At 35.8% G+C, this 11,213-nt stretch carries 10 protein-coding genes; 9 read left to right on the top strand and 1 reads right to left on the bottom strand.

Going from position 1 to position 11,213, the window contains the following annotated elements; all coding sequences use genetic code 11:
• Positions 1-281: 281 nt before the first annotated feature.
• The 7 genes from C237_RS14990 (at position 282) to C237_RS0107660 (ending at position 6,132) form a co-directional block, all read left to right on the top strand.
• Entirely contained in the window at positions 282-1,226 is a 945-nt protein-coding gene (locus tag C237_RS14990) for an RHS repeat-associated core domain-containing protein (RefSeq protein WP_018675923.1), read from the top strand.
• A 4-nt stretch (positions 1,227-1,230) separates the two neighbouring features.
• The gene (locus C237_RS13950) at positions 1,231-1,647 is read left to right on the top strand and encodes a hypothetical protein (RefSeq protein WP_018675922.1); all 417 of its coding nucleotides are present in this window, start codon (positions 1,231-1,233) and stop codon (positions 1,645-1,647) included.
• Between the two features lie 104 nt (positions 1,648-1,751).
• On the top strand, positions 1,752-2,624 hold the full coding sequence (locus tag C237_RS0107690) for an RHS repeat domain-containing protein (RefSeq protein WP_018675921.1): 873 nt from the start codon (positions 1,752-1,754) through the stop codon (positions 2,622-2,624).
• A 142-nt stretch (positions 2,625-2,766) separates the two neighbouring features.
• Entirely contained in the window at positions 2,767-2,997 is a 231-nt protein-coding gene (locus C237_RS0107685) for a hypothetical protein (RefSeq protein ID WP_245539713.1), read from the top strand.
• Positions 2,998-3,263: 266 nt separating this feature from the next.
• Complete coding sequence (locus C237_RS13945; protein ID WP_018675919.1) at positions 3,264-4,034, top strand: DUF6973 domain-containing protein; 771 nt, start codon at positions 3,264-3,266, stop codon at positions 4,032-4,034.
• A 504-nt stretch (positions 4,035-4,538) separates the two neighbouring features.
• Entirely contained in the window at positions 4,539-5,531 is a 993-nt protein-coding gene (locus tag C237_RS13090; protein WP_018675917.1) for a hypothetical protein, read from the top strand.
• An 85-nt stretch (positions 5,532-5,616) separates the two neighbouring features.
• Entirely contained in the window at positions 5,617-6,132 is a 516-nt protein-coding gene (locus C237_RS0107660; RefSeq protein ID WP_018675916.1) for a lipocalin family protein, read from the top strand.
• A 237-nt stretch (positions 6,133-6,369) separates the two neighbouring features.
• Here the strand turns inward: C237_RS0107660 and C237_RS0107655 are convergent, their stop codons facing one another.
• Positions 6,370-8,742 carry a M1 family metallopeptidase gene (locus C237_RS0107655; protein WP_018675915.1) on the bottom strand — a complete coding sequence of 791 codons (2,373 nt, stop codon included), beginning with the start codon at positions 8,740-8,742 and terminating at the stop codon, positions 6,370-6,372.
• Between the two features lie 209 nt (positions 8,743-8,951).
• Here C237_RS0107655 and C237_RS0107650 point away from each other — a divergent pair, with 209 nt between their 5' ends.
• Entirely contained in the window at positions 8,952-9,416 is a 465-nt protein-coding gene (locus tag C237_RS0107650) for a Fur family transcriptional regulator (protein WP_018675914.1), read from the top strand.
• Positions 9,417-9,418: 2 nt separating this feature from the next.
• Positions 9,419-11,167, top strand: coding sequence for an OstA-like protein (locus tag C237_RS0107645; RefSeq protein WP_018675913.1), 1,749 nt, complete (start codon positions 9,419-9,421; stop codon positions 11,165-11,167).
• Positions 11,168-11,213: the final 46 nt, after the last annotated feature.

The following is an 11,213-nucleotide window of genomic DNA, read 5'->3' as shown; positions in this document are numbered from 1 at the left end:
TTAAACCAATTTATGCTTATATTTGACCAAAGACTAAGACTCTAAAAACCTAAGCATCTCTTTTTAACTTACACACTTTAAGGGATAGTGTCTTTACTTGGTTTATACTCTGTTTATTGCGTCAGCCTTGCGTAAAATTTCTTGCCCGACGGAAATTTTCTTCGAGGCTGACGGAAAAAAAATCCTGCCCGGCGGAAAAATTTTTGGATCGAGAGAGAAAAGTTGTTTAAATTAGCAAAGAACAAAAAGCGTAGCGTACATTAAAATTATCAGAGTCTAATATGCCGTACCTCTTTAACGGTAAGAAACTAGACCAAGAAACAGGTTTATACTACTACGGGGCAAGGTATTATGATGCAAGGGTAAGTTTGTGGTTAAATGTAGACCCGTTAGTAGAAAAAACAATGCAACCGTATGCTTACACCAATAATAACCCTGTGATGCTGGTAGACCCAACAGGGATGGATGCGGAGGATTGTCCTAAATGTCCCAAGCCCAATAGAGCAGAACAAACATATAGTGTAAACAACACTACTTATGTAGCAACACCATCTAAAGAAAATGCTAAAAATTTGGAGTGGCTAAAGCAGACAGATATTAAAGAGGTAACACTCACACGAAACAAAGCAGATGAAAATATAAGAGCAGCAAGACTGCGTTTAAGTCAGGCTATTGAGAATAGTCCAGCAGCTAAGTCTGTGGAAAGTTTTGAGCGTAATTTCTTTTACGGTACAGGAATGACACTTGCGACAGGAGGAGTTGGAGGATTTACTATGTCAGGAAGTATGGCGAGTAGAGCTATTGCGGGAAGGTTTCTGGTGGATGCAGGGATACAATTTGGTGCAAACCTTACTACTAATGGACTAAATGTAGAAAAAGCACTAAGAGATGTTAATTTTACTCAGTCGATATTAGCTGGTGGAGGAATGAACTATATAGGAAACACTTTTATATCAAATTCTATTATTTTATCTAAGGGTAGAAAAAGTACTATTTTAAATGGAGGTATAAAGGGGAGAGAGTTTGCTGTACAAACAGTATTTGGGATGTTAGGAGGGGCTGTAGCAGGTCGTATAAGTAATTCTTCATCGTTTAAAGGGGTTGTATTAGGGACTTATATGCAAACGACTTCAAGATTTGGACAAACAGCGGGTACTGTAGCAGCAGGAATTATAATCAATAGTCCAGATTATGGAACAAGTGTAATACAAAATAAAATACCTTAGACTTATGATAAAAAATATAATAGAGCAACTTGAAAAAGACAGTAAGTGGAATTTACTTTTATTAGTTATTCCATTTATTATATATTTTTCGTACGGAATTTACAATCATTCATTTGTGAAAAAAGGAAACTATACTATTGGGTATGTTGATAAAATTTATTGGCCAGTAATTTCTTATAAAAAAGTAAACTATTCATACACTATTAATAGTATAAAATATGAAGGAACTGATATATATAATAGTCATAAAAAACCACTTGAGAATAAAAGATATTTAATACAGTTTTCATTGGAAGATAATAGTGAATCAGATATCTTTCAAGACATTCCTATTCCAGATAGTATTAAATCTGCTCCTGCCGAAGGTTGGAAAGAATTGCCAGAATGGGCAAAAGAGAAAATGGAAAAACAGAACAGGTAAACTCCCTCAGCCTGGTGGAAAAATTTTTGTAGCAAACGAGAAAAGTTGTTTAAATTAGCAAAGAACAAAAAGCATAGCGTACATTAAAATTATCAGAAATTAATATGCCGTATTTGTTTAACGGCAAAGAGTTAGACCAAGAAACAGGATTGTATTATTACGGGGCAAGGTATTATGATGCAAGGGTAAGTTTATGGTTAAATGTAGACCCGTTAGTAGAAAAAACAATGCAACCGTATGCTTATACTAATAATAATCCTGTGATGCTGGTAGATCCAACGGGGATGGAGGCGGAGGATTGTCCTAAATGTCCTAAGCCAGAGAGAGCGGAGCAAACTTATAGTGTAAACAACACTACTTATGTAGCAACACCATCTAAAGAAAACGCTAAAAATTTAGAGTGGCTAAAGCAGACAGACATTAAAGAGGTAACACTCACACGAAACAAAGCAGATGAAAATATAAGAGCCGCAAGACTGCGTTTAAGTCAAGCTATTGAGAATAGCCCAGCAGCTAAGTCTGTGGAAAGTTTTGAAAGAAACTTAGCCATAGCAACAGGTGGTGCAATTTTAGCTCCAGCATTACCTTATGTGGTAAGTACTGGTTCTACTTCGGTATTAGCCACTAAAGCAGGTATTAGTATAGGATCACAATTGATGGTTAGTCAGGATGTAAACTTAATAAAGTTTGGAGCAGATACATTTTTAATCCCTTCAACTAGTATTTTGGTTGGTAATTCATCAAACTTGAGTTCAAAACAATTAATAAAACAACGATATGAAAATGCTTTTTCAATATCTTCAAAACAAGAACTATTTATTGGAGTGAGTACGGATTTGGTTTTTATGGGGCGTAATAGTTTATATAAAAAAGCAGGTCTTCCAACGATAGGAAATACTATAATTGAAATACAATCAGAAATACTCTCACAAGAAACATCAAAAAATATTCAAATAAAATTAAATAATGGGAAATAATAATAAAAATATCGTGTTGTTTATATCATTTATTGTAATTATTACGATTGTAATTTTTATGTATAGACAATTTATTTTGTTACCAAATTATACCTTAAATGGAAGGTATACTATAGGGGTTATAGATAAGGCTAAGATGAGTATGAAAGGAAGTATATACAATATATATTTCAAATATCAAATTGAAGATACACTATATTATTCTAGTAGTTCTCATAAACTATCAGGAAATCCTAAAAAAAATTATGGTAAAAGATTTATGGTAAATTATTTAGATTATAATAAAGGAAAATCGGAAATTATACTGAGTATACCTATTCCAGATAGCATCAAATCCGCTCCTGCTGAAGGTTGGAAAGAGTTGCCAGAATAGGCAAAAGAGAAAATGGAAAAACAGAACAGGTAAACTCCCTCAGCCTTGCGTAAAATTTTTGGAGTTAGAGAGAAAAGTTGTTTAAATTAGCAAAGAACAAAAAGCATAGCGTACATTAAAATTATCAGAGGTTAATACGCCTTATCTTTTCAATGGTAAGGAACTAGACCAAGAAACAGGTTTATATTACTTACGGAGCAAGGTATTACGATGCAAAAACAAGTATTTGGCTTGGTACAGACCCATTAAGTGGTTACAATCCAATAATGGAGACAGAGCATTATATAGATGGTCAGCATAATGGAGGAGTATTTAACCCAATGAACTTTGCTACCTATTCTTATACTTATCAAAATCCAATTAGATTTATAGACCCTAATGGAAAGCAGGTTTATTTTATGACACCAATTAGTACACATAGTAGTAAAAATATTACGTTATTGCCTTCTAAATTAAGAACAATAGGATTTGCAATACGGAATACTTGGTATGCATCCAGAATAGGAATGTATGAAAGAGGAAGCGATAATATATCAAGTATTTCTACTCGTTTTGGAACAACAGGAGGTATATTAGAGTTAAATTCTGATATGAAAGGTAATATTTTTGATGAAGGTTCAGAAAGAGGGGCTTTTAGACATGTTGTTTGGCAAGCATTGATAACAAAAGAATTTGGTGCTGATATAGCATTGCAAGCAGGTAATGCTCACGAAGATAATCCAAATATAGATTTATCAATAAGAATTTTTGATAGAATTGATGAAGCAGATCAAACTACTGATTTATTAAATAATATTATAGGTAGAAGAATAGGTAAAAGAAGTGCCGTTAAGATTACCAATCCTGTTGAAGATGTGTTAGAAGAGTTTAGAAATATAGGATTATATCAGTCTAAACAGGATAAAAATACAGGAAAATGGAAAGTTACTAAACATAAATTATCAGAGGATAAGTATCAAAGGTATAAAACAAGGTTACAGCAAATGAATTATAAGGGTAGAACAAAAGAAGAGCAACTAAAAAGAGATGAAAAGTAAATTATTATTTTGTATTATACTATTATTATCTGTATGGTCTTGCAGTAATCCCCAAATTTATGATTTCGTTAGGGTAAAGTATAATAATTGTGGTAAGACTACTCCATGTGTGATAGATTTTAATACAGATCTAAATGAATTAATAAAAGAAGATTGGGATACTATATATATTATACAAGGAGAATTTCCATCAAGATTATATAGCTTTAAGGGAGGAGATTTTTTATCTTTATAGTGAGGCTATACCTAAAATACTATTTACTAAAGGTAAGAATATCATTTATCAAGAAAGTTTTGAGCCAATGATAGGAGAGCGAAGAACCGGTCTATTATTAGAATATAATCTCAATCCCTATACAGTAATTTCTAGAAAAAATGCTCAGTTTTTCATTGTTCCTATGAGCAAAAATGAGCCACATTATACAAAAGAAGCTCTGTATATAAAATATAAAAAATGAAGTTATGTATCATATCACAGTAAGTAATGTTAGAATAAACTAAAAAATGCACTGTCAAACTGTCATAAAAAGCAAAGGTAGATTTCATGGCTTCGTCGGAGTTCTCTCGAACACATCTCGAACCTACCCCGAAGCGTTACGCAATAAAAAAAGGCTGCCAAAATGGCAAAAACACCCCCACGCTTTAAGTATCCTAAAAGATACCACAACGCCTAAACCCCGTACTTACGAATATGATGGTAATGGTAACCCGATCACCTATCAAGGCTTTAAGGATTTTAGGCTAATGATATGGGACGAGGAAAACCGATTACAAGGAATTAACGACAACGGCAAACTCTACCTCTACACTTACGACCATACAGGCGAACGAGCGGTAAAAAGTAGTGCCGAGAGCCAATCTGTACTAACCAATGGACAGACCTCAGCGGTAATAGCCCATACCGAAAACTACACCACTTATGTAAACCCTTATTTTGTGGTGAACAAAGGACGGTTTACCAAACACTACTTTGAGGGAACGAGCCGTATTGTTTCCAAGTTAGGCGAGGGCACTTTCCAACAGCCAAGTGGCTTAACGGCTGGCGGTATAGATTATATAAAACAAAGTACAAAGCAACAAGAAGCGTTAGACAATTATATAAGAAACTTAAATGTCCCACCAGGACCACCAACCCAGCAGGGCATCTACGCCAGTCCAGAATGGACAGGTAAAGATTATCCTTCTATCAGTTGGAGTGATATATCCCAAGACCAAGAGCCACCCGAAGGTTGGCCACGCCCACCGAAGTTTAATGAACCAGGCGATGTACCAGGACCACCTGTGCAATATGGACCACCAGTAAAACCAGAAACTGCAGAAGGAGGTTTTGGTTTTAAAGACAACGGCGTAGAAGAGAAAAATTTGTATTTTTACCACCCAGACCATTTGGGCAGTAGTAGTTATATAACAGACAGAATAAAAGTTACCCAGCATACAGAGAGTATATTGTTTCTCTTAGCAAAGGAGGATATTTTAGGAGGTATGCAAATTCTATAATTAATACAATAAACCCTCATCGAATAAAATACCTCAATCCTAAAATTATTCTTAACTTTAGCCTTTAAATAATAATACAAATACGATGATTAAAAACATAATTTTAGGTACGCTGGTACTCACAGCTACGGCGTGTGTTAATATTCCAGAAGGGGTGACTGCGGTTCAAAACTTTGAAGTCGAGCGGTATATGGGAACTTGGTATGAAGTGGCACGCTTTGATTTTAAGTTTGAAAAAAATATGAAAAATGTAACCGCCACCTATACATTGCAGCCTGATGGTAGTGTAAAAGTACTGAATAAAGGCTACGATACTGTAAAAAATAAATGGAAAGAAGCCGAAGGTAAAGCTAAATTTGTAGGCGATAGCTCTGTGGGGCGATTAAAAGTATCGTTCTTCGGACCATTCTATGGAGGCTATAATGTTGTAATGATGGAACCCGCTTACGAAACGGCGCTCATTATGGGTAACGATACCGATTATATTTGGTTCCTATCCAGACAAAAGACTTTGCCTGAAGCGGTAAAACAAAAGTTTTTAGCGAAAGCCAAAGCCGCAGGTTACGATACAAGTCGCTTAGTTTGGACAGTGCAAGACTGATAGTTAATTATAGATTATAAATTAAGGTAGAAGGGGTGAGTGATAAGTTTTGAGTTGCTGACTGCTTAAAATCTGCACTAAAGGTTAGTATGCATGTCACGCTGAACTTGTTTCAGCGTCTATCTACCGCACGATAAAAATATTAAAGTTCTGATTCTTATTTTTTTAGTGATTTACTCCTAAAACCTACAGCAAATAATCTCACATCCAATCTCTAACCTCTAATTTCTATAAAATCTACTTCTCTGCCGCTTGCATAGGATTGATGCGTTGGTCGCTTTCGCCTCTTCGTGTGGATTTTTGTTTGTTTTTAAACAATTGAAACTTCGATACTGATGGAGCCGAGCCATCAGCTTGCCAATAATTATTGCTGGTATCAATGTCGGCAGTTTCTTCCCTAGGGTCAAGTTGTATGGATTTTAATTTTTTATCAAAATAATAAGTAAGCGATACTTGTTTTTCATTTTTTCTCCATATCTGTGCCGATACTTTATCTTTAAGTTGAGAGCCATCTTCAAAAGTGAATTCCAAAATAATAGGCATGACCATCCCGCCTTTATTACTAAAATCAAGTTGATAGGCAGTGATATTTTTTGCACTAGCCATCTCTTTTTTAGAAGGTTTTTCAAATCGGTCTAGGGTTTGGGTATAGACTTTTGTTGTATCTACACGCTCCATGCCTCTAGAGTAGCGCCAATAGAAATCCCTTACAGATTTATCTTCATTAGCGTAGTATGTTTTACCTTCCGCTCTATTATGCTGTTGGGTTACCACTTCAAAATCGTTGATTTTCGGAGCGTCTACCTTATATTTTATGACTTGAGGTTTTGGGTTAGATTCTGGATCTACCACAGCCATGCTCACTTTATCTAAACTGATATCAACAGGATCAATATCATAGAACCAGCCTCTCCAAAACCAATCGAGGTCTTCGGCACTGGCATCTTCCATTGTTCTAAAGAAATCTGCAGGTTCTGGATGTTTAAACGCCCATCGTTTGGCATAAGTTTTAAAGGCTTTATCAAAAAGTGGTCTCCCCATAATGGTTTCTCTTAAAATTACCAAGCCCGTTGCAGGTTTTGCATAAGCATTAGCTCCGAAATTGTTGATGTTTTCTGAGTTGACCATAATCGGTTCTAGTTGGTCTTTTGGCAATTTCATATAATCTACAATATTTCTGGCGGGACCTCTTTTGGAAGGGAAATTTTCATCCCAAAGCGATTCCGTTAAATATTGCATAAAAGTATTAAGCCCTTCGTCCATCCAGCTCCATTGTCTTTCATCGGAGTTGATAATCATAGGGAAAAAGTTGTGTCCTACCTCGTGGATAATCACGCCAATCATTCCTGTTTTTATCGCTTCGGAGTAGGTGCCGTCTTTTTCGGTTCTACCGTAGTTGAAACAAATCATAGGATATTCCATACCATTAGCAGCTTCTACCGATTGAGCCACGGGATAGGGATAAGGGATAGTAAAATCCGAGTAGGTGCGTATGGTGTGAGCCACTGCTTTAGTCGAGAATTTACGATAAAGTCCATAGGCTTCCTTAGGGTAGATAGACATACACATCACACGATGCCCATTGTCTTTTAAGGTTTCAGCCATTCCATCCCAAATAAATTTTCTAGAAGAAGTCCAAGCGAAATCTCGAACATTTTTAGCATTGAATTCCCAGACTTTTCTATTTTTAGATTTTGATTTCTCGGCTTGCTTTGCCTCGTCTAAAGTAACTATTTCAATTGGAGTATTGGCTTTTTGAGCCTTTAGCCATCTTTGGTATTGGGTAGGGCTTAGTACAGATTTATAATTTTGACCTTCACCTGTAGCGGCTACCACATGGTCAGCAGGAACATTCATTTTTACTTTAAATTCCCCGAAGGTTAAAGCAAACTCGCCTCGTCCTGTAAACTGATGGTTTTGCCAGCCTTGGAAATCACTATAAACGCACATTCTAGGGTACCATTGGGTAATGGTAAAAATATGGTTGCCATCTTCTGGAAAATATTCATAGCCACCTCTGCCACCTCTTTCGATACGATTAGGGATGTTATAGTTCCAATCAATTTTAAAGGTAAACACTTCGCCACTTTTTAAGGGTTGAGGTAGGTCTATACGCATCATAGTTTTATTGATGATATAGGGCAGTGGTGTTCCAGCAGTATTGGTAACTTTTTCTATATTTACGCCATAACCATTATCTTCTGCAGGAAGTTTTGTGGTTTTTAGTCCATTGGTTGTAACAACATCGGGGAGTTTTGAGCTATGAGCATAGCCTGCGTTATTCACTGAGGATTGCTGATTTTCATCTAATTGTAGCCAAAGGTAGTCCAGTTGGTCTGGCGAATTATTATGATAGGTAATGGTTTCGGAGCCTTTAAGGTTGAGGCGGTCTTCATCTAGATAAGCTGAGATATCGTAGTCGGCACGCTGTTGCCAGTATTGGCTTCCTGGTGCGCCAGAGGCAGTTCTATAAACATTGGGCGTAGGCAGAATGCTTCCCAGTTGTTCAAATTTGTTACCATGATTACTCTTGGGATTATTTTGAATGTTTTGTCCGAATCCGATCCCCCAAAAAAGTATTATTATAACGATATATTTTACCTTAGCCATCCTATTTTATTTTATATTCTTCCAAAAATAAAAATTTTTTGTCAAACACCATGTATGATTGATAAAAAATGTTGGAAATGGTAGAACTTCGGTAACATGAGCACTTAGGGCAAAAGGATAGAGTGGGATAAATTTTTAATAGTGAATGCATTATGATTTAAGTAGAAATCCTTATCTTTGTAGGCTAAGCGAAACAAATCATTACAGGTATGAATATTCAAGATAAAAACATCGAAATTATTAAAGACGCTCTAAAACAATATCTGCAAGACAATGGATTTAGAAATACCCCAGAGCGTTATACTATTTTAGAGGAGATTTATAAGATGGACCATCATTTTAATGTGGATGATCTCTATCTTATTATGTTGAATAAAAAATACCATGTAAGTAAGGCGACCATCTATAATAGTATGGAAATTTTCCTAGACGCTGGATTGATTCGTAAACACCAGTTTGGAGAAAAGTCCATGACTTCTGCATCGTATGAAAAGTCTTATTTTGATAAACAGCACGACCATTTGGTATTGTACAAAAAAGATGGCGATAAGGAAATAGAAGAAATTATTGAATTCTGTGACCCAAGAATTCAAGTGATAAAAAATTCTATCGAAGAAATTTTTGGTGTGAAAATTGAAAGTCATTCGCTCTATTTTTATGGTCATAAAAAATAATAATGCGTAAACTTTTTTTGTTTTGGCTTTGCTTTTGGGGAGTTTGTCTATGGTCTCAAGAAAACAAAAATGTAACAACCTTGACCAAAGACCCTTATTTTACACCATCTAAAGCCCAAAAAACCACAACTTTAAATGAGGAGGATAAAATTCGCCATATCCATTCGGATTCATTGGTGTCTAAACCGACTTTATATAATGGAAACCCTGTGTTCATAGGAAATGTGGAGTTTCAGCATAAGGGTTCGGTGCTAAAAGCGGATAAAGTTATTTTTTATCAGAATGATAATTTTGTAAAAGCCATTGGTAATGTGGAATTGACTACCTCAGACGGCAACCGTATCACTTCTCAAGAAATGGAATACGATGGAAAAACCGAACGCGGTATTGCCCGAAAAAATGTGGTGCTGACCGACCCACAGCAAACCATAAAAACAGAAACTTTATACTACGACAAATTACCAAATACGGCATATTTTAATTCTGGGGGAACCATTTATAATGGTAAAAATACCATCTGGACTCAGTCTGCAACCTATAATATCAATACCCAAACGGTAGATGTATCGGGCAATGTAAATATCGATAGTGACCAATACCGTGTGGAAGGTTCTAAAATTATCCAAAATCAAAGAACCAATGTAGCAGAATTTTTTGGAGCTACACGAGTCATTAATAAAAATAATCCTCGCAATTATGTCTATACCGAGAAAGGGCGGTATTTGATGAACTCTAAAGAAGTCTACCTCAATAAAAACTCTAGAATCCATTATAATGGTAAAATCCTGACGGGAGATACTATGTATTACAATCAAAATACGGGTTTTGGAACGGCTAAAGGCAATGCTTATCTCGATGATCCAAAAGAAAATCGGTACATCAAAGGAGGGTATGCAGAAATCTATGAATTTAAAGACTCTGCGATGATTACTGAAAAGCCATATGCGGTTAAGATTCTAAAAAACGACTCTATCTATTTTTCGGCACAGAAGATTTTAGCCTTTCAAAAACCAGATAGTACACAAACTAAAAAAAGTTATCTAAGAGCGTTCCATCAAGCAAGGGTATTCAAACAAGATATGCACGGCAGGGCAGATTCTCTAAGTTTTAATGAAACGGATGGCGTAATGCATATGGTAGGCAGTCCTATATTTTGGTCGGGACAGAAGCAAATTTCTGGCGACAAGATTGAAGTCTATATGAATATGCAAACAGAACAAGTGGACTCTATAAAAGTCATTGGCAATGCCTTTGCCATTAGTAAAGCTGATTCTCTTAATATGAAAGATGAATTTAACCAAGTGAAAGGTAATTTGATGACGGTATTTTTTGTTAATGAGGAAATAAAACTGGCTAAAGTCATTGGCAACGCCCAAGCCATTACTTATGCAGATTCGCAAGATGAAAAGACCAAAACTGTAGACCGCATTGGTATAGCATTTTCCACTTGTGGCGTTATAGAGGCGTTGTTTGAAGAGCAAAAAGTACAAATTATTTCTTGTAATATTGGTTCTAATACAGATATCTATCCTATGAGTATGGTGTCTAAAGATAAGCGGTTTTTCCCAGATTTTAATTGGAATACCAGAGACCGACTCAAAACATGGAGGGATATTTTTCTGGACACGCCCAACTATCCAGAAACTCAATACACCTCGGATGATAGCCTTTATGAAAAAGCGAAAGCCCTAAAACAAAAAGCCGAAGCCGAAAAACAAAAAAATGAACCTAAGCGAAAACGCAAGAAGTAACTTCTTAGAACTTAGAGTTTAGATGTTAGAAATTAGATCGTTTGCA

Origin of the sequence: Riemerella columbina DSM 16469, assembly GCF_000374405.1 — a bacterium.
Taxonomy (GTDB): Bacteria; Bacteroidota; Bacteroidia; order Flavobacteriales; family Weeksellaceae; genus Riemerella; species Riemerella columbina.
The sequence above is the reverse complement of the archived record's forward strand: the minus strand, read 5'-3'. Positions and strand labels throughout refer to the sequence as shown.